We start from the raw sequence: 23,811 nt of genomic DNA, 5'->3' as shown, positions 1-23,811 counted from the left end.
AACTTTTGACGCCTGAAGCGGGCGCAGGGCGGCTACTGCAAGAAGCCTTCCAACTTTTGCGAAGGGAGAAACAGATGGTTTTTTTCACGGGGCTATGGGTGGCCTGGACGGACGTGAACAGGGGCGACGCTCACGGACTATCAGTTCTGCTAGTACCCGACCTCGGCACCTGCGCAGATACTCAAGCTCTCCATTTTTTATCTGCGGAGTAAGCCAATGACCACCCCATCCACAACCCCGCTTTGCCAATATCGCTACGACCCACTGGATCGACTCATCCACCAGACACAGCCTGATACGCCGGTACATCTGCGTTTTTACTGCAAGAGCCGCCTGGCGACCGAAATTCAAGGTGCGACGAAGCATTCGATCATTCAGCACGACGACCTTCTGCTGGCTCAGCAGCAACGCGAGGGCGATGAACTCGATACCACGCTGCTGGCCACTGACCTGCAACGTTCGGTGCTGCACACCCTCAAGAAAGGCTCTCAGCCGCGCCCCATCGCCTATTCCCCCTACGGCCATCGCCCGGCATCCAGCGGCTTGCTCAGCCTGCTGGGCTTCAACGGCGAACGGCCGGACCCGGTGACCGGGTGTTATTTATTGGGGAATGGGTATCGGGCGTTTAATCCGGTGTTGATGCGGTTCAATAGTCCGGATAGTTGGAGTCCGTTCGAACGGGGCGGTTTTAATTCGTATACGTATTGTGGCGGAGATCCCTTGAATCGGACAGATACAACAGGGCATAGCTGGTTTAATGTTTTTTTGAAAAAAGTCATACAAACAATGCCTTACACCGCTGACGACCATGACATCCACCACATCATAAATAAGTTAACCACCACCGCAACAAAAAAAAACATCAACATACTAGAAACATTGCCCCCGGAGCTTGCCCATGTCGCCGAAGAAAGGTTAATTGGATTTGCAACTCTCCACGAGAGCAATAAAATCAATAGAGCGCACAGTAAAATCAATCATTTATTGGAAGCGCCAGAGTTCGTTGGAAAATCTGAGCGCCTGGAAAAGCTGACAGCGAAGGTTGACAAAAGAATCAAGATACTTGAGTACCTCAAAAAACACACAGACATGACGAGAAGCGACGACCTAACGAGAATCAGCATTGAAAACCGAGCTTTGGAACACTCAAACTTGAAAAAACGTCTATACGAATCGCGTCCCCCTTCATACGGCAGCCTTTTTCCAAACACTCAGCATCCGACCTCATCCATACGAGACATTCGCAGCTGACGAATAATAAATATGAAGCTTTATTCTAAATAACTGTCGCGATTACCGCAGGCACTTCATGAAGACAGCAAAACGAAAAAATCATTGAATGAATGGCATAACGACGCGAGACTAAGCGGGCCGCTATTGACGCATCAACTGCGAATCACGACGAAGGTGAAGCACTCATACATCCCGCCGCAAATCCGGCGGAATCGGCAAATCATCCTTAAGCGGCTCCGGCCGCTTTCCTTTGCCTGCGCGGTATTGGCGAATCTGATAAACGTAAGCCAGCACCTGCGCCACCGCCAGATACAACCCTCCCGGAATTTCCTGCTCAAGCTCCGTCGAGTAGTAGATCGATCGCGCCAACGCCGGCGACTCCAGCAACAGGATCTCGTTGGCCGCCGCGATTTCGCGGATTTTCAGGGCCAGGAAGTCGCTGCCCTTGGCGATCAGCATCGGCGCTCCGCCCTTGTCCGGATCGTATTTGAGCGCCACGGCGTAGTGGGTCGGGTTGGTGATGACCACGTCTGCCTGGGGAATTGCCGCCATCATCCGCCGCTGGGACATATCGCGCTGCAGCTGGCGAATCCGCTGCTTGACCTCTGGCCGGCCTTCCTGATCCTTGTGTTCGTCGCGGATTTCCTGCTTGGTCATCAGCAGTTTCTTGTGGCTTTCCCAAAGCTGCACCGGGACATCCACGGCGGCGATGATGATCAGCCCGCAAGCCATCCACAAGGTGCTCCAGCCCACCACTTGCAGACTGTGGATGATCGCCATTTCCAGCGGTTCATGGGCGATGCGCAACAAGTCGTCGATGTCGGAGGACAACACCGCCAGGGCCACGAACAGGACGATGATGAACTTGGCCAGGGCCTTGAGCAGTTCCACCAGCGCCTTGGCGGAAAACATGCGCTTGAGGCCCGGACCGGGGTTCAGGCGACTGAATTTGGGCGCCATGGACCCTGCGGCAAACAACCAGCCACCGAGGGAAATCGGTCCGATAATCGCCGCCAGCACCATCGCAATCATGAATGGCTGAATCGACCACAGCGCGATTTTCCCTGAATGCATGAGGTAGGTGGCCATGGATCGTTGATCCAGAATCACCTCCCGCGGCAGCGAGAAATTCAGGCGCATCAGCTCCATCATGTCTTGCGCCATGACCCCGCCGAAAATCAGCAGCGCACTGGCACCAACAAGCATGATGGCCAGGGTGTTCAGCTCCTTGGAGCGGGCAATCTCGCCCTTCTCCCGGGCGTCCCTTTTCTTTTTCTCCGTGGGGTCTTCTGTTTTGTCCTGACCGCTTTCGCTCTCTGCCATGACTCAGCGCGCCTGTGCCAGTTCGCGTAAAAACTGCAAGGCCTCGGAGGCCATCGGTTGATACTGGTTGAGAATGTCCGCCAGCCCGACCCAGACGATAAACAGCCCGAGCACCAGCGTCAGCGGAAAACCAATGGAGAAAATGTTCAATTGCGGCGCCGCCCGGGTCATCACGCCAAAGGCGATGTTGATCATCAGCAACGCCGTGATCGCCGGCAACACCAGCAGTAGCGCCGCACCAAGCACCCAGCCGAGCTTGCCGGCCAGCTCCCAGTAATGATTGACGGTCAAGCCGCTACCGACCGGCAGCGTGGTGAAGCTTTCGGTCAACACTTCGAACACCACCAGATGGCCGTTCATCGCCAGGAACATCAGGGTCACCAGCATGGTGAAGAATTGCCCGATCACCGCCACCGACACACCATTGGTGGGGTCGACCATGGAGGCGAAGCCCATGCCCATCTGAATGGCGACGATTTGCCCCGCCACGACGAAGGCCTGGAAGAACAACTGCAACGAGAAGCCCATTACGGCGCCGATGAGGATCTGCTCGGCGATCAGCAGCAACCCGCTCAAGTCCAGCGCATGCACCGGCGGCATGGGGGGCAGGCCCGGCGCGATGACCACGGTGATCGCCACGGCGAAATACAGGCGTATCCGCCGGGGCACCAGGGTCGTGCCGAAAACCGGCATGACCATCAGCAGCGACCCCACGCGAAACAGTGGCAACATGAATGCCGCCACCCAGGTGCTGATCTGGGTGTCGGTCAATGCGAGCAGCGACATGGTTTAACCAATGACCTGCGGAATACTGCCGTACAACTGCTGGATGTACTCCATGAAGGTCTGCACCAACCACGGACCGGCGACGATCAGCGTCACCAGCATCACCAACAGTCGCGGCAAAAAGCTCAGGGTCTGTTCGTTGATCTGGGTGGCGGCCTGGAACATCGCCACCAACAGACCCACCAGCAAACTCGGGATGACCAGCACGGCCACCATCATGGTGGTCAACCATAGCGCTTCGCGGAAGATATCGACGGCGACTTCAGGCGTCATGGCGACACACCGCCAAAACTGCTGGCCAGGGTGCCGATGATCAACGCCCAGCCATCCACCAGTACAAACAGCATGATTTTGAACGGCAGGGAAATGATCAGGGGCGACAGCATCATCATACCCATGGCCATCAGCACACTGGCCACGACCAGGTCGATGATCAGGAACGGAATGAAGATCATGAAGCCGATCTGAAACGCGGTTTTGAGCTCCGACGTCACGAATGCCGGCACCAGGATGGTCAGTGGCGCCTGATCAGGCGTGGCAATGTCGGTGCGCTTGGACAGGCGCATGAACAGCTCCAGATCGCTGGTGCGGGTCTGGGCGAGCATGAAGTCCTTGATCGGCACCTGGGCCTTGGCCACGGCATCCTGGGCGGTGAGTTTTTCCGCCAGGTATGGCTGCAAGGCATCCTGGTTAACGCGATCGAACACCGGCGCCATGATGAACAGCGTCAGGAACAGCGCCATGCCCGTGAGAATCTGGTTCGACGGCGTCTGCTGCAGGCCAAGGGCCTGACGCAGGATCGAAAAGACGATGATGATCCGGGTGAAACTGGTCATCAGCATGACGAACGCCGGGATGAAACTCAGCGCAGTCATGATCAGCAGGATCTGCAGGCTGACCGAGTACTCCTGCGCGCCCTGGGCATTGGTGCCCAGGGTAATCGCCGGGATCGATAACGGATCGGCGGCGAACGCCAGCGGCGCGGCCAGCATCAGCGCCAGCGTCAAGACGATGCGTAACGCACCCATTACTTCTTATCCTTCTGATCCTTGCCCAACAGCTCCATCAGGCGCTGGGCAAACTCGGGGGTCGTCGACTCGGTACTGGGCACTTGCACCGGCTCCTTGAGCACATGCAACGCCGTGATGGTGCCAGGGCTCAGACCCAGGAGAATCTGCTCGTTGCCGACTTGCACCAGCATCAAACGGTCACGCGGGCCCAGGGCACGGGAACCGATCAGTTCGATCACCTGCCCCTTGCCGGCCGGTCCGGCCTGCTGGACCCGACGCAACAGCCAGGCGAGGAAAAAAATCAGCCCCAGCACCAGCAGCAAGCCGAATACCAGTTGCGTCAATTGCCCGGCCACGCCGCTGCCGACCGCAGGTACGGCAGCAGCGTTCGCAACCGTCGCCACCGGTTCGGCCGCCAGCACGCTGAGCGGCAACGCCAGCACAAACCCCAGAAGCCCTTTCACTCAGCGCAGCTTCTTGATGCGTTCACTTGGGCTGATCACGTCGGTCAGGCGGATGCCGAACTTCTCGTTGACCACCACCACTTCGCCGTGGGCAATCAGTGTGCCGTTGACCAACACGTCCAGAGGCTCACCGGCCAGACGATCGAGCTCGATCACCGAACCCTGGTTGAGCTGCAACAGGTTGCGGATGTTGATGTCGGTGCTGCCGACTTCCATGGAGATCGACACCGGAATGTCGAGGATCACGTCCAGGTTCGGCCCCTCGAGGCTGACCGGCTCGTTGCTTTTCGGCGAGCTGCCGAACTCTTCCATGGGCAAGCGATTGGATGACGAACTGGCCGCATCGGCGGCCAGCAAGGCATCGATGTCGTCCTGCCCGGCATCACCGGTTTCTTCCAGGGCCGCAGCCCATTCGTCCGCCAGCGCCTGGTCGTCCTGGGTATTCATGTCGTTTGCCATCTCGTGTTCCTCGGCAGGCAACCATTCGATTGGAAGCCGTCAGTTAAAAGCGAATGTTTAGGGCGCCTGTCAGCGGCGTTCGATCGGCTCGATCACCTGCAACGCGAGGTTGCCTTTGTGCGAGCCCATCTTGACCTTGAAGGCCGGCACACCGTTGGCGCGCATGATCATCTCTTCCGGCATTTCCACCGGGATCACGTCCCCCGGCTGCATGTGCAGGATGTCGCGCAGGCGCAGCTGGCGACGGGCAACCGTGGCGCCGATTGGCACGTCGACATCCATTACGTCCTGGCGCAATGCATTGACCCAACGCTCGTCCTGATCGTCGAGGTCCGACTGGAAACCGGCGTCGAGCATTTCGCGCACCGGCTCGATCATCGAGTACGGCATGGTCACGTGCAGGTCACCGCCACCGCCATCGAGTTCGATGTGGAAGGTCGAGACCACAATGGCTTCGCTCGGACCGACGATGTTGGCCATGGCCGGGTTCACTTCCGAGTTGATGTACTCGAAGTTCACTTCCATGATCGCCTGCCAGGCCTCCTTCAGATCGACGAAGGCCTGTTCCAGCACCATGCGCACGACACGCAGCTCGGTCGGGGTGAATTCACGACCTTCGATCTTCGCGTGACGGCCGTCCCCACCAAAGAAGTTGTCCACCAGCTTGAACACCAGTTTGGCGTCGAGGATGAACAGCGCAGTACCGCGCAGCGGCTTGATCTTGACCAGGTTGAGACTGGTCGGCACGTACAGCGAGTGCACGTATTCGCCGAATTTCATCACCTGCACGCCACCGACCGCCACGTCTGCCGAGCGGCGCAGCATGTTGAACATGCTGATGCGTGTGTAGCGGGCGAAACGCTCGTTGATCATTTCCAGGGTCGGCATGCGTCCACGGACGATGCGATCCTGGCTGGTCAGGTCATAGCTTTTGACGCTGCCGGGCTCGGCAACGGTATCGGTCTGTACCAGACCATCGTCGACGCCATGCAACAGCGCGTCGATCTCATCCTGGGACAGCAGGTCCTGCACGGCCATGTCGTGTTCCTACTGCAGTACGAAATTAGTGAAAAGCAACTGTTCGACGACCACTTTGCCAAGTTCTTTCTGCGCCACTTCCTGGACGCTGGCCGTGGCCTTCTGGCGCAACATTTCCTGGCCGACCGGCGACGCGAGCGTGGCGAAGTCTTGCCCGGAGAACAGCATGACCAGGTTATTGCGGATCACTGGCATGTGCACCTTGAGTGCATCCAGATCAGCCTGGTTGCGGGCGAGCATGGTGATGCTCACTTGCATGTAGCGTTGACGACCGTTCTGGTTGAAGTTGGCCACGAACGCCGGCGCCATGGATTCGAAAATCGCGGGCTGCTTGCCGACCGGGGCGGTTTCAGCCACGGCAACAGGCTTGCTCTGGTTACTGTGCATGAAGTACCAGGTCGCCCCCACGGACAAGCCGATCGCCAGCAGCAGGGCCACCACGATCAAGATAATCAGCTTGAGTTTGCCTTTGGTTGCGGGGTCTTTTACTGCTGCGTCGCTCTTCGCCATGCCAATAATCCGTCACTATTCGGGTTTTCACAGTCGCACGGCAAGGCAAGAGCAAGTGTTATGCCAGAAGTATCGGAATGGAGATGGGTAGGGATGCATACGATCTGAAGCACGCCGCAACACCCTGTGGGAGCGGGCTTGCCCGCGATGGCGGTGTAACAATCAACGAACATGCTGAATGTTATGACCTCATCGCGGGCAAGCCCGCTCCCACAGGGTTATGTATATGGCGGGATCAGGCGTAGTAGTCGACGGCACTGGAGCCGATCACGCTGGTCGTTGTCGCAGCCACTTCAGCCACGCTCGAGGCGATATCGTCATCCACGGAGTCGAGGCGGCCACCACTGGCACTGGTACGCCCACTCTGCCCTTGATGGGCCTGATCCTGTCCTTGCTGCGATCCACGGGACTGATCGGACACGTTGACATCGACCTGCCCCATGCCCTGCTGCGCGAACATGTCGCGTAACCGATGCATCTGCCCGTCGAGCGCTTCGCGAACAGCCGGATGAGCGCTCATGAACGTCACCTGGGTCTGTTGATCCGGCACCATGTTGACCCGAATGTCGAGGCGCCCCAGTTCCGCCGGCTGCAGCTGAATGTCAGCCGCCTTCAGATTGGCACTCGACAGGTACATGACACGATTGACCACTTCGTCGGTCCAGCCACTCTGATGCATCGCGATCGGCTGGTTCACGGGCAATGCGTTGGCCGTTTTCGGCGTGGCGGCCTGAGTCAACGCCGCCAGACGGTTGGCGAAATCATCAACCCGAGTGTCGCTGCTGGCGGATTTGAGATCCTTCAGACCGTCATCGATCAGACCACTGAACGCCTTGTCCCCACCCTGGCTGGTGCTGTCCTTGTCGGCTTGCACTTCAAGCATGCTCGCCATACCGGCGGCAAAACTCTGTGCCGAGGTCGGCTCTCCATCAGCCTGCGCCTGTGCGGAGGTCGATGCCGCTTTCGGCTGCGCCTGACTGGATGCGGAAACGTGGCCGCTCTGCTCCATCGCCATGCGAACAGCCGGTAACGCGTCAAGGGGATCGGCTTCGGGATCGAAATCAGGGGTCGTGGTCGCGGCGGCCGCCGTTGTTGTCGCAGGCGCTGCCACCGTTGCGGCGACTGGCGCTTCAGCCGATGGCTGTACAGTTTCAGCCACTGGCGGCGTTGTCGGCACAGGTGCGGTCACCTCCGGCTGCACGGCCTGCATCATGGCCGGATCGAGCGCCGGGTCAACTGGCACTGTATCGGCAGCCAGGGTCTGCGTGGCATCCGAAGCATTATCGCTGGCGACCTTGTCATCGCCCTGCGCCGGTTTATCGGCGGGCAAGGTTTTGCCGCTATCGGCAACCGTCGGTTCCGGGGCGGCAGATTTATCGCCGGCGATGTCTTTTTTTCCGGCTTTGTCGGGCGTTGTTTCGCGTGCCGGCTTGGCCGGTCCGCCTGCCGCGGCAGCCGGTTTGTTCTCGGCTTGCCTGGCGTAGACCTGCGCGAAGCTGGAGGCCTTGTCCCCGGGCTCAGCGGTTGGCGCCGTGGAATTGGCGGCAGCTTGAGTCTTGGCCTGCGCGGCGGCCTGAAGAAGTGAATTGGGGGTAACGGGCATGAAACGGTCTCCGCTGCACTGGGATCGTAGGTACAGTTGGGGGAGATTACTGCAAGGGTCGCGCCAGTTTTGTTCAAGCGGCGCCTTTATTAGCGCCGAATGATCAAACTGGCGGAGAGCGAACGCCGTCGCTCCTCCTCATAGAGCGGTCGAACGAACGCGAATTCGCGATCGATTTCCGCGACAAGCGCCTCGGCGCCTGAAAGATTTTGCCCTTGGGCCTTCAGCTCCAGCTCATGACACAGGTCAGCCAGGCGAATCGCGCCCATGTTGCTGCTGCTGCCCTTGAAGCTGTGAGCGGTTTCAAGGAACTGTGTAGCGTTGGCGGCCTGTTTCAGCAGTTGCAAGCGCTGTTCGGAATCAGCGAGAAAGGTATCCACCAGGATCGGATACTCGCCCTCCATGACCTCTTGCAACGCGCTAAGCACGTCCGGGTCGAGATGTTTATCTGCCACTTGCTCACTCCTTGATCAAGAATGCGCGGATTATGCCAGAGCCTCCCAGTAAAACTCCACGCGGGCACTACGACCCTCGTCGGACCAGCTGGCATTGCGCCCCAACTGGCGGATCAGACTGATTCCGCGTCCCGACAGACGGACAGGATCCAGAGGGCGTTCCAGCACCCGCTCGATATCGAATCCCTTGCCGCTGTCTTCGACGCAAATCGCCAGGCAACCACCCTCGCCCTCTGGCGTGACCTGCAAATGCACCCGGACAAAACCGTCCTGCAACTCATCCAGGCGCACATTCCGCTGTTGGTAGTAGCGGGTAAAACCCGAAGCATCGCGCTTGAGGCCTGAATCCAGGCCCAGCACACCATGCTCCAGCGCATTGGAATACAACTCGGCCAGCACGCTGTAGAGCGCCCCGCTTTGCGCACGCAGACCGTGAACCTCCAGCAGCAATTGCAGCAAATAGGGCAACGGATTGAAGCGCTTGAGGGTGGCGGCACGAAATTCGAAACTCACCGACCAGTCCAGCGGGCAGGATTGACCGCTGTCGGAGTAGACCACGGCGGGCGGATTCAGCCGTGCGGGCTCCAACAGGCTGATTTCGACCATGCTCACGTCGTCGCGCGCTTCGCCGCCAAAGTCCCGCAGCGCCCGCTCGATCTCTTCGAACAGTGCATCCGGCTGACGATTGAGCGCAAACACCTCTTGCAGTCGCTGCACGCCAAACAGCTGTTCGTTAGCATCGCAGGTGTCGATCACTCCGTCGGAGAGCAGGAATACCCGATCCCCGAGCGCCATCGGAAACACTTCAGTGCGATCATCAAAGGCTTGCGGACTCAGCACGCCGAGGGGCAAATGGCGGGCAGTCAGGGGCGTTCGTTCGCCAGTGGCCATGCTGTGCAGGTAGCCGTCCGGCATGCCGCCATTCCAGACCTCCACCGAACGTCGCTGAACACTCAGGCACAGCAGCGTTGCGCAGCAGAACATGTCCACCGGCAGGATGCGTTTGAGCTTGGCATTCATCTCGCGCAAGGTTTCCGCCAGGCCATAGCCCTTGGCGGTCATGCCGTAAAAGACTTCAGCCAGGGGCATCGCACCGACGGCAGCCGGCAAACCGTGGCCGGTGAAATCACCGAGCAACACATGCATGTCACCCGCCGGGGTGAATGCGGCCAATAACAGATCGCCGTTGAACAGTGCGTAGGGCGATTGCAGGTAACGGATATTAGGGGCGTTGAGGCAGCCAGAATGGGCCACCTTGTCGAACACGGCCTTCGCCACCCGCTGCTCGTTGAGCAAATACTCGTGGTGCCGGGCGATCTGATCGCGCTGCTGCAGCACGGTGGCCTGTAATCGCCGCAATCGGTCCATCGCCTTGATCTTGGCCGAGAGAATCACCTGGTTGTAAGGCTTTGCCAGAAAGTCGTCGCCGCCCACTTCCAGGCAACGGGCCAGGGCTTCGCTTTCGGACAATGACGTGAGAAAGATGATCGGCACCAGGGTTTCCCCGGCCAGCGCCTTGATCTGCCGGGCGGCTTCGAAGCCATCCATCACCGGCATCATCGCGTCCATCAACACCAGTTGCGGACATTGCAGGCGAAAGACTTCGACCGCTTCGGCACCGTTGGCCGCGGTCAGCACCTGATGCCCCTGGCGACGAACGATGCTCGACAACAGCATGCGATCTGCCGCGCTGTCTTCGGCAATCAGAATTGTCAGCGATTCGAGTGCAGGCTGCACGGCGATCAACTGATGTCGAACAGTTTGTCGAAATTGGAAATCGCGAGGATTTTCTTCACATCGGAACTGCTGTTGACAACGCGAATATTGGAGTTTTCGCCACCGGCATGATCCCTAAGCAGCAACAACATCCCCAACGCCGAACTATCGAGATAAGTCGCCTCTTTCAGGTCGACTACAACGGAACTCGGCATGGCGCCATCGGGCAGTTCATAGGAATTGCGAAATTCTCGGTGCTTGGCGAAATCGAATCGTCCCTTGACCGATATCGTCAGCTTTTGTCCATCCGCAGAGATTTCTGTAACAACTGACATGTCATGGCTTCCTTGTCATTGGGGAACCGGCTTGTACAAGGTTTAGCATTTGGTAACAGTTGGGGCAAGGCCGGAAAAAGGTGCCGTCCATCAGATCGCCATCGCGGCTCATCTTTTCAATACGCATCCTGGCGCGGCAAGCGCTGGGACAACTCATCCAGCAGCTTTTGTTCGCGCTTGTCTTCGAGCACCCGCGCTTCATCCGCGTAGCGTTGCACCAGTTTGCGCAAACCTTCGACCCGGGCAAATGCCTGCTGCCAGGTTTCCCGTGCCTTGTTCAGGTTGTTCTGGTGCCAGGCCAGGCTTTGTCGCTGCTGATCGATGGCCGTGCCCAGTTGCGCCAGAAAGCCCTGATAGCCCAGCAGCCATTGGCCCGACACGCCGCCACTGCCGCGCACGATCCATTGTTCTTGATAATCGAGACGAAAGGCTTCGAGGTCGGCGAGTTTGCTTTCCGCCAGACGCACCTGCCCCTGAAAGTGCCCCAGACGCTGGGCTGCGGTTTTCTCGGCCTTTTCGGCCATTCCCACCACGGGGGCCAGGCGCCCTGCCCGGGTCTGGGCCATGACCGGTTAACCGCCCGCCGCAGGCGCGAAGATCGAGGCCAGATAGGCCTCGCTTTCGCCCAGGCTGACGTTGTCGTTGAGGCCCTGGCGCAGGTATGTGACCAACCGTGGCTGCAGGGAAATCGCCAGATCGGTCTCGCGATCACCACCGGCAACATAGGCACCGACGCTGATCAAATCGCGACTCTGTTGATAGCGCGACCACAACTGTTTGAAATACTGCGCACGGGCCATGTGCTCCGGCGACACCACCGCCGGCATGACCCGACTGATGGACGCCTCGATGTCGATCGCCGGGTAATGCCCCTCTTCGGCCAGGCGCCGGGAAAGCACAATGTGACCATCGAGCACGCCTCGCGCCGAGTCGGCAATCGGGTCCTGCTGATCGTCGCCTTCGGACAGTACGGTGTAGAACGCGGTGATCGAACCGCCGCCCTTCTCGGCGTTACCGGCCCGTTCCACCAGTTTCGGCAACTTGGCGAACACCGAGGGCGGATAACCCTTGGTCGCCGGCGGTTCGCCGATGGCCAGGGCAATTTCCCGCTGGGCCTGGGCGAAACGGGTCAGCGAATCCATCAGCAACAGGACGTTCTTGCCCTTGTCACGGAAATATTCGGCAATTCGAGTGCAATACATGGCTGCGCGCAGACGCATCAGTGGCGCATCGTCCGCTGGCGACGCCACCACCACCGAACGCTTGAGCCCTTCCTCACCGAGGATGTGCTCGATGAACTCCTTGACTTCACGACCCCGCTCACCGATCAGCCCGACGACGATAATGTCGGCCTCGGTGAAGCGGGTCATCATGCCCAGCAAAACGGATTTACCGACGCCGGTACCGGCGAACAGCCCGAGCCGCTGACCGCGACCGACCGTCAACATACCGTTGATGCAGCGAATGCCGACATCCAGCGGCTCGCTGATCGGTTCGCGCTTGAGCGGGTTGATGGTCGGGCCGTCCATCGGCACCCAGTCCTCGGCTTTCATCCCGCCCTTGCCGTCCAGCGCACGCCCGGCACCATCGAGTACTCGCCCGAGCATGCTCATGCCCATCGGCAGGCGACCGGCATCCGCCAGGGGAACGACCCGGGCGCCGGGTGCAATGCCGGCGACGCTGCCGACCGGCATCAGAAAGACTTTGCTGCCGGAGAAGCCCATGACTTCGGCTTCGACCTGCACCGGGTGATAGCTGTCGTCGTTGATGACCATGCAACGGCTGCCCATGGCCGCGCGCAAGCCTTCGGCCTCAAGGGTCAAACCGACCATGCGCAGCAAGCGCCCTTCGAGGATCGGCGCGCCGGCCAGTTCCGTGGCCTCGGCATAACTGCCCAGGCGCTTGGCGAAACTGGTGCGTTCAAGGCGCATCGGGAACGTCCGGCGCTGGCGCAATGGCCGGTTTGGCTTCAACCGGCAGTTCCAGGCTCAGGTCGGGGGCGGCAGGGTGCAGGGCCTGTTCGTGCAGTTGGTCGAACAGCTTGTCCATCACCCGCGTAACGCGGGTTTCGATCGTGGCATCGATACGGCTGTGTTCCGTCTCGACCCGGCAACCGCCCGGCAGCAACGCTTCGTCTTCAACGATGCGCCAGGTTTCCTCATGACGCTCGCGCAGGGCTTTGACCTGCTCGAAATCCTGCGGATTGATGTACAACCGCACATTGCCGACGCCCAGCGGCAGGAGTTTGAGGGCCTCGCGCATGACGTGTTCAATCTGCGTCGAATCGATGGCCAGTTCGCGCTGAATCACTTGTTTGGTGATGTGCTGGACGAGGTCGACCAAAGACTTTTCGATCTGTGTGTCCTGCTCGGCAATAGGCTCGAACAGATGCGCCATCAGTTGTTCCAGACCGGCAATCTTCGCCGCCAGCGCCACTTCGGCTTCCTGACGAACCCGGAGCGTGGTGCTGTGGAATCCCTCTCGCTCACCGGTGGCGAAGCCTTCGTTGTAGGCTTCCTGGCGAATGCTTTCGAGCTCTTCGAGGGTCAGTGGCTGGACTTCTTCCAGCGGCACTTCTTCCATTTCCGGCGGTTCGGGTTCGGGTTCCGGCTCAGGCTCGGGTGCAGGCGGGTCGAAGCTGGGCAGCGCCCAGGTATCGAAACCACTGACATCCCTGGCCCGGATCAGGTCAGTGGGCGACTCATCATGCTTGGCCATGGTGTTAGATCATTTCCTCGCCGCCCTTGCCGCCGAGAACGATTTCCCCGGCTTCGGCCATACGGCGGGCGATGGTGAGGATTTCTTTCTGCGCGGTTTCCACGTCGCTGACGCGCACCGGGCCCTTGGCCTCTAGGTCGTCGCGCAACAGTTCGGCCGCACGCTTGGACATGTTCTTGAAGATCTTTTCCTTGACCCCTTCGTCCGAGCCCTTGAGGGCCAGCACCAGGACGTCGGAGGACACTTCGCGCAGCAACGCCTGGATACCACGGTCGTCGACATCGGTCAGGTTGTTGAACACGAACATCAAGTCTTCGATCTGACCGGACAGGTCTTCGTCGACTTCACGGATCGAATCCATCAACTGACCTTCGATCGAGCTGTCGAGGAAGTTCATGATGTCGGCGGCGCGCTTGATACCGCCCAGGGTGGTACGCGAAGCATTCGAGTTGCCGGAGAACTGCTTCTCGAGAATCTGGTTGAGTTCTTTCAGGGCTGCCGGTTGCACGGTGTTCAGCGAGGAAACCCGCAGAATGATGTCCAGTCGCACCTTGTGGTCGAAGTTGCCAAGCACTTCACCAGCCTGGTCCGGATCGAGATAGGCCACCACGATTGCCTGGATCTGCGGGTGTTCGTAGCGGATCACGTCGGCGACGGCGCGCGGCTCCATCCACTTCAGGCTGTCGAGGCCACTGGTGTTGCCGCCCAGCAGGATCCGGTCGATCAGGCCGTTGGCCTTGTCTTCGCCCAGGGCCTGGGTGAGCATTTTGCGCACGTAATCGTCGGAGCCAACGCCCAGGCTGGTCTGGTCGCCGACGATGTCGACGAACTCGCTCATCACCTGCTCGACCTGCTCGCGGTGCACGTTACCCATCTGCGCCATGGCCACACCTACACGCTGGACCTCCTTGGGCCCCATGTGGCGCAGTACCTGAGCGGCATCGGTCGAGCCCAGAGACAGCAGCAGGATCGCGGCTTTGTCGACTTTGGACAGTTTGGCGGCAACGGCTCGGTTATCACTCATCTGCGTTAATCCACTCTTTCACGACCTGGGCCACACGACCCGGATCTTCTGCCACCAGACTCTTGATTGCGTTCAACTGTGCGTCATAGCCTTCGCTCGGGCTCGGCAGCAGGATGCTGGTCGGGCCACCGAGGCTGACGCGGTCGTTGGCCAGTTCGCCGTCCAGGCCGCCCATGCCGCCCAACTCGACGTCGCTGCCGATGCCGGCCAGCTGCTTGCCTTTGCCGCCACCGGTGATGTTGTTGAGCACCGGACGCAGTACACCGAACACCAGCACCAGGATGAACAAGACACCCAGCACTTGCTTGACGATGTCCCAGAACCACGGCTGGGAGTAGAATGGAATATCGGCAATCACTTCACCGCGCTCGGCAGAGAACGGCATGTTGATCACGCTGACACTGTCGCCACGGCTGGCATCGAAACCGACAGCGTCCTGCACCAGACGAGTGAAGCGCGCCAATTCATCGGCGCTCCACGGCGCACGGGTGGTTTCACCGTTGGCCGGGTTGATCTTGACCTGATCATCCACCACCACCGACACCGACAGGCGATTCAAACGACCCTGCTGCTGCTTGGTGTGGCTGATGGAACGGTCGAGTTCGAAGTTCTTGGTGGATTGTTGACGCTTGTCCGCCGGGTACGGAGCCAGCATCGGCTGACCGGTGGCCGGGTCCATGATTTGCTGGCCGTTGGCATCAAGCAATGGCTGGCCTGGCTGTACCATGCCGGCCGACGCCGTGGCGCCACCGGTGGTTTGCGGTGCCGAGGCCGGCGACGGCGGCTGGTTGCTCAGGGCACCCGGTACGCCTTGCGGGCCATTGCTTGCGGTACGCTGTTCGTTGACCGACTGCTCACTGCGCAACGCCGGCTGGTCGGGATTGAACTGCTCGGAAGTCGATTCGACGGCACTGAAATCCACATCGGCCGAGACTTCGGCTTTGTAGCGGTCATTGCCCAACACCGGCTGCAGGATGTTATGCACGCGCTGGGTGAGCATGCTTTCCATGCGACGGCTGTAATCGAACTGCTTGCCGGCCATGGTCAGTTCGGAGTTTTCCGCCTGATCAGACAGCAGGTTGCCTTTCTGGTCGACGACGGTGATCTGCGACTTGCTCAGTTCGGGAACGCTGGTCGCCACCAGGTTGATGATGGCCACGACTTGGCCAGGCTCCAAAGAGCGGCCGGAATAGAGTTCAACCAGGACCGAAGCGCTTGGCTTGCGCTCGTCACGCACGAACACGGAGCTCTTCGGAATCGCCAGGTGCACGCGGGCACCCTTGACGTTGTTCAGGCTGGAGATGGTGCGCGCCAGTTCACCTTCAAGACCGCGACGGTAGCGGGTCGCCTCCATGAACTGGCTGGTGCCCAGACCCTGCTCTTTGTCGAGGATTTCAAACCCGATGTTACCGTCGCTGGGAGTGACACCAGCAGCCGCGAGTTTGAGCCGCGCGCGGGACAGGTCATCAGCCTTGACCAGCAAGGCACCGGAATTGGGTTCAACGGTGTAGGGAATATCGGCGGAGGCCAGGGTATCCATGACCTGCTTGGCGTCCATACCGGCAAGGCTGCCGTACAGCGGCCGATAGTCCGGTTGCTGGGACCACAACACCACGGCAAAACCAATCGCCACGCTCGCGGCCAGGCCGACCAACAGGCCTACCTGACGCAGCATGGTCATCTCGGAAAGATTTTCCAGGAAGGACAGGCCGAACAGCGGCGGTTTGCCGTCTATCGGTGTGGCCTTGGCCGGAACATTATCGGCGACTGCTTCTGCCATGACTCAATCTCGTCCTTAAACCGGCATCTGCATGATGTCTTGGTAAGCCTGAACCAGCTTGTTACGCACTTGGGTCAACGCTTGAAAAGACACGCTGGCCTTTTGCGAGGAAATCATCACGTCGGTAAGGTCGACGCCGCTCTTGCCAATCTCGAAGGCGTTGGCCAATTGAGTGGAAGCCTGCTGGGTGTCGTTCACTTTATTGACAGCCTGACCGAGCATGTCGGAAAAGCTGGTGCCACTCAGTTCAGGGACTGCGGCAGACGACTTCGGCGCAGACATGGCATCCATTTGCATGGCGCGCATATCCAGCATCAATCGGTTGAACTCAATACCTTGGCTCATGACTTCTCTCTTTGACGAACTACGTCGTTGGCGTCCCGCAATTTTTTTGACACTCACTCGGCGGGTAATGAGGTGTTAGCAACAAGGGTGCCAGCTCCGTGGCTGCGCCCAACAAAAGCCAACCCCGGCCCTAAGCCGAACCTCGTCCTGCAGGAGCGAGCCTGCTCGCGATGATCTCAAGAGCACCGCGCTTATCCTGAAACCCCGAGTAATCGTTAACGACCATCGCGAGCAGGCTCGCCCCCTACAAAAGCAAGCGTTCAGGTGGCGAACAAACAGGCTTCCACGTCCATTCCCGCATCGCGCATTTGCGCCAATTTGTAGCGCAAGGTACGCGGGCTGATGCCCAGCCGCTCAGCAGCCTCCTTGCGCCTGCCACGCTCGGTACGCAGCGTGTCGATAATCATCTGGAACTCACGGCGACGCAGGTCATCCCCCAGCGCTCCGCCCGTTTCGGCTTCGACCTCCACCGCCCGCGCGGGCACGGGCACCGACGCCAGGGCCGGCAGGGGCGCACAGGCGACCGGGCCGCTCAGACAGAAATCCTGAGGCTGAATCAAGCCTCCTTGCTGCAGGATCAGCGCACGCTGGATCGCGTTGTCCAGCTCACGCACGTTACCCGGCCACGGATAACCGACCAGGCAAGCCTGCGCCTCGGGGGAGAGTCGCGCCACGGCATGCTTCATTTTATTGACGTGCTTGGCCAGAAGACGCTCGGCCAGCGGCAGGATGTCGGCGGGGCGCTCGCGTAACGGACGCCAGGCCAGCGGAAACACCGACAGGCGATAATAAAGGTCTTCACGGAAACGCCCCGCCGCCACTTCCCCGGCCAGATCACGGTTAGTGGTGGCGACGACACGAATGTCCAGGGTGATCGGCTTGCGTGCACCGACTCGCTCAACCTCGCGCTCTTGCAGCACACGCAGCAATTTCGCCTGAAGCCCCAGGGGAATCTCGGAAATTTCGTCGAGCAGGATAGTCCCGCCATCGGCCTGCTCGAACTTGCCGGCCTGCGCCGCTATGGCACCGGTGAACGAACCTTTTTCGTGACCGAAAAGCGTGGCCTCCAGCATGTTGTCGGGGATCGCCGCACAGTTGATCGCAATGAACGGCTGGCTGGCGCGATGAGAATGTTGATGAATGTAGCGCGCCAGCACTTCTTTGCCCGTCCCCGATTCGCCGGAAATCAGCACCGTGGAGTCGCTGCGCGCGACCCGCGCAGCCAGTTCGAGCAACTGCGCACTGGCCGGTTCGAACGCGACAGGCCCTTCGCTCTCCGGCGCGCCCAGACTGCCCAAGGCATGACGGGCCACCAGATCGAGCAAGGCCTTGGGCTCGAACGGCTTGACCAGATAATCCGCAGCGCCCTGGCGCATCGCGTCGACTGCCCGCTCCACGGCACCGTGCGCGGTCATCAGCAACACCGGCAGTTGCGGCTGACGCGCGCGCAGCAAGCCGAGCAACTGATGGCCATCCATTCCCGGCATATTGACGTCGCTGATCACCAGACTGAACGCCTCGCCCCCCACGGCCGCCAATGCTTCTTCCGCCGAACCGACGGCTTTGTAATCGTGCCCGGCGAGCAACAGCGTGTCAGCCAGTGCTTCGCGTAGCGCGCGGTCATCCTCGACCAGTAGAACCTTGATACCCATGACCTTTACTCGGCTCTCTGAGCGCTGGTTTTTTCACCGAAAAACAGCGGCAGGCTCACCTGCGCGCAAGTGCCGCGCCCCAGCCGCGAGCGCAACTGCAACTCGCCCTGATGGGCACGCGCAACCGCCTTGACCACCGTCAGGCCCAGGCCGGTCCCGGTGGATTTCGTGGTGAAAAACGGCTCGCCCAAACGCGCCAGCACGGCGTCGTCGATACCGCTGCCGCTATCGCTGACACACAGGCGCAGGGTGTTTTCGCGGGTGTACAGATGAACCTTCAGACGGACATGACCGCCGCTGGCCTGAATGGCGTTTTCGATGAGGTTGAGAATGGCCCCGACCAGGGTGTCGCGACTGCACAGCAACTCGCCGACATGGCTGTCACACTGCCAGCGGATTGGCAGGTCCTGCACATGGGTCAATGCTGCCGCTTGCAGCGACTGCATCAGTTGCCTGGGGGTTACACGATCGGTCAAGGGCAGCTCGCCGCGAGCAAACACCAGCATATCGCGCACCTGGTGCTCCAGCTCATGCAGGCGCTCCTTGAGTCGCCCGGCGAAACGCTGTTGGGTCTCGACCGGCAACGCCTGCTCGGTCAAATGGCTGGCATACAGCAACGCGGCAGACAATGGCGTACGAATCTGATGAGCCAGCGACGCGACCATTCGCCCCAGGGACGACAGGCGTTCGTGGCGGGCCAGTTGATCTTGCAAATGACGGGTTTCAGTCAGGTCGTTGAGCAACACCAACTGACCGGGTTCTGCATCCAGCGAGCGCGTGGCAATCGACAATCGCCGACCGTCCTTGAGGGACACTTCATGGCCGTCGTCTTCACGGGGCGCAAAGCAACGGGCAATGACATGCCGCCACAGCTCACCCTCAAGAGGCAGCCCAAGCAGTTCGCAAGCCGCCGGATTGGCCTCGCGCACGATGCCCAGGGCATCAATGACGATGACGCCGCCGGGTAACAGATCGAGGAGGTTTTGCAGACGGTTGGCCAGGCGTTCTTTTTCCGCCAGCTCCTGCATGCGCTGGGCGCTGACCACCGCCAGCTCGCCCTTGAGCTCGGTGACCCGGGCCTCGAGCATGCTGTAGGAGTCGGTCAACTGGCTCGACATCTGGCTGAACAGGGCAAAAGCCTGTTCAAGACCCTGCCGGCTTGCCTGCTCTACCGACGACGGTTGCCCCAGGGCATTCCCAAAAGCATCTGAGACAGGAGACATCTGGGCGGCTTGGGGCATCGTGCTCTCTCGCTTGGCTGACCGTCAGTGAAACGGAACGTTGCGAGGGATGTAGCAATACCCGTGCCGAAAAAAAACCGCCTATAAATGAAGGAGTTGAAAAACAGGCGTCAATCATCCGCCTGTTCATCACCGTCACGACGACTCATACCGTACTTGCGCATCTTCTCCACCAGGGTGGTCCGACGGATTCGCAGGCGTTCGGCAGCTCGCGCGACAATGCCGTTGGCATCGTCCAGAGCCTGCTGAATCAAGCCTTGCTCCAGACCACCGAGGTAATCCTTCAGGTCCAGGCCTTCCGGCGGCAGCATGGCATTGGCACTGAAGTCGGGAGTGTGACCGTTGATGGCCACCCGCTCTTCCAGGTCGGTGCGCAGGCTGTCGACCAACTGCTCGTCTTCGTCGTCGACGTAGCGGAATTTTTTCGGCAATTCGACCACGCCGATCACGCCGTACGGATGCATGATCGCCATGCGCTCCACCAGGTTCGCCAGCTCGCGGACGTTACCCGGCCAGCCATGACGGCACAGCGACATGATTGCCGCCGAGTTGAAACGGATCGAACCCCGCTTTTCGTGCTCCATGCGCGAGATCAACTCGTTCATCAGCAGCGGAATGTCCTCGACGCGCTCGCGCAACGGCGCCATCTCGATCGGGAACACATTCAGGCGGTAGTACAGGTCTTCGCGGAAGGTGCCGATCTCGATCATGCTTTCGAGATTCTTGTGAGTCGCCGCGATGATGCGCACATCGACGCTCTGGGTCTTGTTGCTGCCCACGCGCTCGAAGGTGCGCTCCTGCAACACACGCAGCAATTTGACCTGCATCGGCAACGGCATGTCGCCGATTTCGTCGAGGAACAGGGTGCCGCCGTTGGCCAGTTCGAAACGCCCGGCACGGCTGGTTATCGCACCGGTAAAGGCGCCCTTCTCATGGCCGAACAATTCGCTTTCCAGCAGCTCCGCGGGGATCGCCCCGCAGTTGACCGGCACGAACGGCGCCTCACGGCGCTTGGAGTGGTAATGCAGGTTACGCGCAACCACTTCCTTGCCAGTCCCCGACTCACCGAGGATCAGCACGCTGGCATCGGTATCGGCGACTTGCTGCATCATCTGGCGGACGTGTTGAATCGCCCGGCTGGTGCCGACAAGGCTACGGAAAAGATTGGGTTCGCGGTGACGACCGCGCTCACGGGCCTGGTCGTACATCTCGCGATAGACCTGGGCACGGTGCAGGGAGTCGAGCAACTTGCTGTAGCTGGGAGGCATTTCCAGGGTCGAAAGCACTCGGCGACGCTGGTCTTCCGGCAGGTCAATTGAAGAATTATCGCCCATCAACAAAACCGGAAGGAACTCATCCCAGGTGGAGAGTGTCTTTAACAGACTCAGAAGCGCACCTGGAGCATTGACCGTCCCGATGAGGACACAGATTACTTCACGACTGGATGCCAACGAACCGACAGCCTGCTGCCAGTCATGGCTACCGCAGGGTAAATTTTCTTCACCGAGAAAATTCAGAATCACCGCCAAATCGCGGCGGCGGACGCTATCGTCATCAATCAGCAGAATTTTGGTTTCACGCCACATGCAATAGCAACTTCCCTAGTCAACTCAATGCCCGAAATAAGGGGCAAGCGAGACGCTTGCAGGACACCATGTGCCTGTAGACGCCTGAAATCTGAAAACAGCCACTAGTTAAGTCAAAAAAACGTGCACAGTCAAATTTATGGCGCACATGCCTGGATTAACCGAGGATTAATTATCCAAACAGATGGTAAACCTTTGCCGCGTTCTGTGCTTGATGGATCTGCGTCATCTCATCGACTATCGCCTGCCTTTCTCCCGTTGCCGCCTCAAGAAGCTGCTTGTACACCCCCAGCAACTCCTCAAGGTTATCGCGCAACGCGGCCTCGTCCAGGATCGCCTCACTCATAACGTCTTCCATGCAGGAACGGCAATCCAGGTCCAATGCACCAATGACTTCCCAGTTGCGCTCAGCCAATGCCCCGACCAACGCTTCGCGGGTCTGTTCGATTCGCTGCAATACAAGACTCATGGTGATCTCCTTAAAACTGCGGGCTTGGCTCGGCGATGGCGTCCCACCCTTCTTTGACGGTGCGAAGCAAACCCGCGACTTCGTCGAGAATCTTTGGGTCGGTCTTGATGTTGGCTTCAGCCAGACGCTTCATCATGTAGACATAGAGGTTATCAAGCTGCCCCACTTCTTCAGCCCTGCTCTCAAGATCCAGGCCCTCACGCAAGCCGCCAATGATACCGATGGCCTTGCTGATCAATACACCTTTACCCGGAATATCCTTGCGCTCCATGGCACCTTTTGCCTGGGCAATACGATCCAGCCCACCCTCCATCAGCATCTGCACCAAACGGTGCGGACTGGCTTCGGAGACCTGGGCTTGCGCTCCAACTTTTTGATATTGCCGAAGGGCTAACATCGGATTCATGTTTCTACCTCATCACAATTCATGGGCTCGCTTGACCAATATATCGGCTACGAGCCAAAAAACTTTAAATCAAAAAACAAAAACCCGGCGCGTTAAAACACAGCCGGGTTTTTTTCTGTCACATCATCGCTACTTAGCCGCGTTGTTGCGCATCCAGGCTATTGAAGAACGAGGTGATGTTGCTTCCCGTCGCCTTCATCTGCCCAACCAACAGGTCCATGGCGTTGTACTTGGCGGTCAGCGTCGCCGTCAGCGTGGTGACACGCAGATCCAACGCCACTTGCTGAGAACTCAAGTCGTTTTTCTGCTTGTTCAGGCTGGTGGTGCGCTGATCCAACATGCCACCGGTCTGCGAGTAAGGGCTGATCGCCTTGCTCATTCTGGCCAGTAGGCCGTTGCTGCTGTTGGTACCGGTAAACAGGGTTTGAATCTGACTGCCCAACGCCTTGGTGGTCATTGCAGTATTGAACTTTGCGGTATCAAAATTCAGCGTACCGGCCTTCTGGTCCGTCGTGATACCCAATTGCGCCAGCACCGACAGCTGCCCACCCGGACCCGGCGTGACCAGCTCCTTGCGAACATCAGCCAGCAGCGAACGAGGCAAGGAGTCACCGGTCATTGGAGCAGAGACCGTCAGCTTGCCACTGCTATCGGCGGTGGCCTGGGTCAGTGAGGTGACCGTTTTCACCAAGGTGTTATAGGAGTCGACGAAGGACTGCAACGCAGTCTGCAACCCGGTCGTGTTGGTCGACACAGTTACTGTCGAGGTACCCAGTGCCACCAGCGTCATGCTCAATCCGCTCACCGCACCATTGATGGTGTTGGTTTTGCTGGTCACTGCCAGACCATCAATCGTCAGACTCGCATCAGTAGCCAGCGCACCAATCGTTCCTGCACCGTTTGGATCAGGAATGGTCTGGCCCGGGTTACTCGGATCAGGGATGGTGCCCAGGACTTGAGTGCCGTCGATTGCCAGACCGGGAATACCGCTGACCTTCAGGTCTGACCCCTTGCCGGTCGTAGTCGACCCGATAACAAGGCGTGAGCCCGAGCTGTCAGTCACGATGTTGGCCGATATGCCTTGACCACTCAGAGTGGAGTTGATCGCGTCACGAGCGGATTGCAAAGTTGCACTCGTCGGGATAGTAACGTTGTAGTCAGTGCCATTTTGACTGATGGTCAAATTACCACTCGGAATGGTACTGGTAGCACCGCCTGCAAAAGAAGCGCTAGCCACTTTCGAACCGGTAGCCAGGTTGTTGACCTTGATGTTGTACGTACCGTTGACGGCCGTGTTGTCAGAGGTCGCCGTCAAGGTCGTCGCAGTCGACGAAGTTGCCGCAAAACCCGCAAACGCAGGGGCTGTGCTGCTATTGAGCTTATCCATGGCGGCCTGATAGGCGGCCAGCGCACTTTTGAGCGAGCCCACACCCGATATCTTCGACGTATTGAGCGTCGTCTGGGTGGTGATCTGGTTCTGCTTGGCCGACTTGTCACTGTTGACCAGCGCTGTAACGATCGAATTGATATCCAGACCGGAACCGAGGCCTGTACCCGGCGTGATTGGACTTGCCATGTGCATCTCCCTTTCTGTCTGTCGCCGGTCTTTTGACCGGATGCGCCGTCAACTCAACGTACAGACACGATTCATGCCATTT

General features: G+C 59.4%; 25 protein-coding genes. 1 reads left to right on the top strand and 24 read right to left on the bottom strand.

The window, feature by feature from the left end; all coding sequences use genetic code 11:
- The first annotated feature begins 216 nt into the window (after positions 1–216).
- Positions 217–1,251: an RHS repeat-associated core domain-containing protein gene (locus ACX3YF_RS15435; RefSeq protein ID WP_448647309.1), complete on the top strand. Its 1,035-nt coding sequence runs from the start codon at positions 217–219 to the stop codon at positions 1,249–1,251.
- Between the two features lie 165 nt (positions 1,252–1,416).
- On the opposite strand, the gene flhB is transcribed toward ACX3YF_RS15435, so the two are convergent.
- From flhB to fliD, 24 genes are all read right to left on the bottom strand, one after another.
- The gene (gene flhB, locus ACX3YF_RS15430) at positions 1,417–2,556 is read right to left on the bottom strand and encodes a flagellar biosynthesis protein FlhB (protein ID WP_130203781.1); all 1,140 of its coding nucleotides are present in this window, start codon (positions 2,554–2,556) and stop codon (positions 1,417–1,419) included.
- A 3-nt stretch (positions 2,557–2,559) separates the two neighbouring features.
- Positions 2,560–3,342 (bottom strand): flagellar biosynthetic protein FliR, encoded by a 783-nt coding sequence (gene fliR, locus ACX3YF_RS15425; RefSeq protein ID WP_458973900.1) that lies wholly within the window; start codon positions 3,340–3,342, stop codon positions 2,560–2,562.
- A gap of 3 nt (positions 3,343–3,345) precedes the next feature.
- Positions 3,346–3,615, bottom strand: coding sequence for a flagellar biosynthesis protein FliQ (gene fliQ / locus ACX3YF_RS15420; RefSeq protein ID WP_103402486.1), 270 nt, complete (start codon positions 3,613–3,615; stop codon positions 3,346–3,348).
- The gene (gene fliP, locus ACX3YF_RS15415; RefSeq protein ID WP_090324267.1) at positions 3,612–4,370 is read right to left on the bottom strand and encodes a flagellar type III secretion system pore protein FliP; all 759 of its coding nucleotides are present in this window, start codon (positions 4,368–4,370) and stop codon (positions 3,612–3,614) included. Before fliP ends, fliQ begins: the two co-directional genes overlap by 4 nt.
- On the bottom strand, positions 4,370–4,816 hold the full coding sequence (gene fliO, locus ACX3YF_RS15410) for a flagellar biosynthetic protein FliO (RefSeq protein ID WP_448647310.1): 447 nt from the start codon (positions 4,814–4,816) through the stop codon (positions 4,370–4,372). Before fliO ends, fliP begins: the two co-directional genes overlap by 1 nt.
- Positions 4,817–5,275, bottom strand: coding sequence for a flagellar motor switch protein FliN (fliN, locus tag ACX3YF_RS15405; protein WP_103402483.1), 459 nt, complete (start codon positions 5,273–5,275; stop codon positions 4,817–4,819). It lies immediately after the preceding gene.
- Between the two features lie 69 nt (positions 5,276–5,344).
- Complete coding sequence (gene fliM, locus ACX3YF_RS15400) at positions 5,345–6,313, bottom strand: flagellar motor switch protein FliM (RefSeq protein ID WP_047531984.1); 969 nt, start codon at positions 6,311–6,313, stop codon at positions 5,345–5,347.
- Positions 6,314–6,322: 9 nt separating this feature from the next.
- On the bottom strand, positions 6,323–6,823 hold the full coding sequence (fliL, locus tag ACX3YF_RS15395) for a flagellar basal body-associated protein FliL (protein ID WP_103402482.1): 501 nt from the start codon (positions 6,821–6,823) through the stop codon (positions 6,323–6,325).
- Positions 6,824–7,058: 235 nt separating this feature from the next.
- Complete coding sequence (locus ACX3YF_RS15390; RefSeq protein WP_448647311.1) at positions 7,059–8,426, bottom strand: flagellar hook-length control protein FliK; 1,368 nt, start codon at positions 8,424–8,426, stop codon at positions 7,059–7,061.
- 89 nt (positions 8,427–8,515) lie between these two features.
- Positions 8,516–8,881 carry an Hpt domain-containing protein gene (locus ACX3YF_RS15385; protein WP_130203785.1) on the bottom strand — a complete coding sequence of 122 codons (366 nt, stop codon included), beginning with the start codon at positions 8,879–8,881 and terminating at the stop codon, positions 8,516–8,518.
- A gap of 30 nt (positions 8,882–8,911) precedes the next feature.
- The gene (locus ACX3YF_RS15380) at positions 8,912–10,618 is read right to left on the bottom strand and encodes an ATP-binding SpoIIE family protein phosphatase (protein ID WP_448647312.1); all 1,707 of its coding nucleotides are present in this window, start codon (positions 10,616–10,618) and stop codon (positions 8,912–8,914) included.
- Between the two features lie 5 nt (positions 10,619–10,623).
- A complete protein-coding gene (locus ACX3YF_RS15375) occupies positions 10,624–10,932 on the bottom strand; it encodes an STAS domain-containing protein (protein WP_448647313.1) in 309 nt (102 codons plus the stop codon).
- A 116-nt stretch (positions 10,933–11,048) separates the two neighbouring features.
- A complete protein-coding gene (fliJ, locus tag ACX3YF_RS15370; RefSeq protein WP_103402478.1) occupies positions 11,049–11,498 on the bottom strand; it encodes a flagellar export protein FliJ in 450 nt (149 codons plus the stop codon).
- A gap of 6 nt (positions 11,499–11,504) precedes the next feature.
- Positions 11,505–12,863 (bottom strand): flagellar protein export ATPase FliI, encoded by a 1,359-nt coding sequence (gene fliI / locus ACX3YF_RS15365; RefSeq protein WP_448647314.1) that lies wholly within the window; start codon positions 12,861–12,863, stop codon positions 11,505–11,507.
- Positions 12,853–13,650 carry a flagellar assembly protein FliH gene (gene fliH, locus ACX3YF_RS15360; RefSeq protein ID WP_448647315.1) on the bottom strand — a complete coding sequence of 266 codons (798 nt, stop codon included), beginning with the start codon at positions 13,648–13,650 and terminating at the stop codon, positions 12,853–12,855. Before fliH ends, fliI begins: the two co-directional genes overlap by 11 nt.
- Before the next feature lie 4 nt (positions 13,651–13,654).
- Positions 13,655–14,674, bottom strand: coding sequence for a flagellar motor switch protein FliG (gene fliG, locus ACX3YF_RS15355; RefSeq protein WP_103402475.1), 1,020 nt, complete (start codon positions 14,672–14,674; stop codon positions 13,655–13,657).
- Positions 14,667–16,454: a flagellar basal-body MS-ring/collar protein FliF gene (fliF, locus tag ACX3YF_RS15350; protein WP_047532002.1), complete on the bottom strand. Its 1,788-nt coding sequence runs from the start codon at positions 16,452–16,454 to the stop codon at positions 14,667–14,669. Before fliF ends, fliG begins: the two co-directional genes overlap by 8 nt.
- 15 nt (positions 16,455–16,469) lie before the next feature.
- The gene (gene fliE, locus ACX3YF_RS15345; RefSeq protein ID WP_130203792.1) at positions 16,470–16,799 is read right to left on the bottom strand and encodes a flagellar hook-basal body complex protein FliE; all 330 of its coding nucleotides are present in this window, start codon (positions 16,797–16,799) and stop codon (positions 16,470–16,472) included.
- 260 nt (positions 16,800–17,059) lie between these two features.
- Entirely contained in the window at positions 17,060–18,451 is a 1,392-nt protein-coding gene (gene fleR, locus ACX3YF_RS15340; protein WP_448647316.1) for a sigma-54-dependent response regulator transcription factor FleR, read from the bottom strand.
- A gap of 5 nt (positions 18,452–18,456) precedes the next feature.
- Entirely contained in the window at positions 18,457–19,674 is a 1,218-nt protein-coding gene (locus ACX3YF_RS15335; RefSeq protein ID WP_448647317.1) for a sensor histidine kinase, read from the bottom strand.
- Positions 19,675–19,802: 128 nt separating this feature from the next.
- Complete coding sequence (locus tag ACX3YF_RS15330) at positions 19,803–21,278, bottom strand: sigma-54 dependent transcriptional regulator (RefSeq protein ID WP_103402470.1); 1,476 nt, start codon at positions 21,276–21,278, stop codon at positions 19,803–19,805.
- 172 nt (positions 21,279–21,450) lie between these two features.
- Positions 21,451–21,747 (bottom strand): flagellar protein FliT, encoded by a 297-nt coding sequence (locus ACX3YF_RS15325; protein WP_103402469.1) that lies wholly within the window; start codon positions 21,745–21,747, stop codon positions 21,451–21,453.
- A 10-nt stretch (positions 21,748–21,757) separates the two neighbouring features.
- Positions 21,758–22,153: a flagellar export chaperone FliS gene (fliS, locus tag ACX3YF_RS15320; protein WP_103402468.1), complete on the bottom strand. Its 396-nt coding sequence runs from the start codon at positions 22,151–22,153 to the stop codon at positions 21,758–21,760.
- A 133-nt stretch (positions 22,154–22,286) separates the two neighbouring features.
- Positions 22,287–23,729 carry a flagellar filament capping protein FliD gene (gene fliD / locus ACX3YF_RS15315; protein WP_103402467.1) on the bottom strand — a complete coding sequence of 481 codons (1,443 nt, stop codon included), beginning with the start codon at positions 23,727–23,729 and terminating at the stop codon, positions 22,287–22,289.
- Positions 23,730–23,811: the final 82 nt, after the last annotated feature.

The organism is Pseudomonas fluorescens group sp. PF-69, from assembly GCF_054481235.1.
Note: the sequence above shows the minus strand (reverse complement) of the source record. Positions and strands in the feature narration are given on the sequence as shown.

Coding starts and splice junctions, on each gene's coding strand:
- ACX3YF_RS15435 (WP_448647309.1), top strand. CDS start 217: ATGACCACCCCATCCACAACCCCGCTTTGCCAATATCGCTACGACCCA.
- flhB (WP_130203781.1), bottom strand. CDS start 2,556: ATGGCAGAGAGCGAAAGCGGTCAGGACAAAACAGAAGACCCCACGGAG.
- fliR (WP_458973900.1), bottom strand. CDS start 3,342: ATGTCGCTGCTCGCATTGACCGACACCCAGATCAGCACCTGGGTGGCG.
- fliQ (WP_103402486.1), bottom strand. CDS start 3,615: ATGACGCCTGAAGTCGCCGTCGATATCTTCCGCGAAGCGCTATGGTTG.
- fliP (WP_090324267.1), bottom strand. CDS start 4,370: ATGGGTGCGTTACGCATCGTCTTGACGCTGGCGCTGATGCTGGCCGCG.
- fliN (WP_103402483.1), bottom strand. CDS start 5,275: ATGGCAAACGACATGAATACCCAGGACGACCAGGCGCTGGCGGACGAA.
- fliM (WP_047531984.1), bottom strand. CDS start 6,313: ATGGCCGTGCAGGACCTGCTGTCCCAGGATGAGATCGACGCGCTGTTG.
- fliL (WP_103402482.1), bottom strand. CDS start 6,823: ATGGCGAAGAGCGACGCAGCAGTAAAAGACCCCGCAACCAAAGGCAAA.
- ACX3YF_RS15390 (WP_448647311.1), bottom strand. CDS start 8,426: ATGCCCGTTACCCCCAATTCACTTCTTCAGGCCGCCGCGCAGGCCAAG.
- ACX3YF_RS15375 (WP_448647313.1), bottom strand. CDS start 10,932: ATGTCAGTTGTTACAGAAATCTCTGCGGATGGACAAAAGCTGACGATA.
- fliJ (WP_103402478.1), bottom strand. CDS start 11,498: ATGGCCCAGACCCGGGCAGGGCGCCTGGCCCCCGTGGTGGGAATGGCC.
- fliI (WP_448647314.1), bottom strand. CDS start 12,863: ATGCGCCTTGAACGCACCAGTTTCGCCAAGCGCCTGGGCAGTTATGCC.
- fliH (WP_448647315.1), bottom strand. CDS start 13,650: ATGGCCAAGCATGATGAGTCGCCCACTGACCTGATCCGGGCCAGGGAT.
- fliG (WP_103402475.1), bottom strand. CDS start 14,674: ATGAGTGATAACCGAGCCGTTGCCGCCAAACTGTCCAAAGTCGACAAA.
- fliF (WP_047532002.1), bottom strand. CDS start 16,454: ATGGCAGAAGCAGTCGCCGATAATGTTCCGGCCAAGGCCACACCGATA.
- fliE (WP_130203792.1), bottom strand. CDS start 16,799: ATGAGCCAAGGTATTGAGTTCAACCGATTGATGCTGGATATGCGCGCC.
- fleR (WP_448647316.1), bottom strand. CDS start 18,451: ATGGGTATCAAGGTTCTACTGGTCGAGGATGACCGCGCGCTACGCGAA.
- ACX3YF_RS15335 (WP_448647317.1), bottom strand. CDS start 19,674: ATGTCTCCTGTCTCAGATGCTTTTGGGAATGCCCTGGGGCAACCGTCG.
- ACX3YF_RS15330 (WP_103402470.1), bottom strand. CDS start 21,278: ATGTGGCGTGAAACCAAAATTCTGCTGATTGATGACGATAGCGTCCGC.
- ACX3YF_RS15325 (WP_103402469.1), bottom strand. CDS start 21,747: ATGAGTCTTGTATTGCAGCGAATCGAACAGACCCGCGAAGCGTTGGTC.
- fliS (WP_103402468.1), bottom strand. CDS start 22,153: ATGAATCCGATGTTAGCCCTTCGGCAATATCAAAAAGTTGGAGCGCAA.
- fliD (WP_103402467.1), bottom strand. CDS start 23,729: ATGGCAAGTCCAATCACGCCGGGTACAGGCCTCGGTTCCGGTCTGGAT.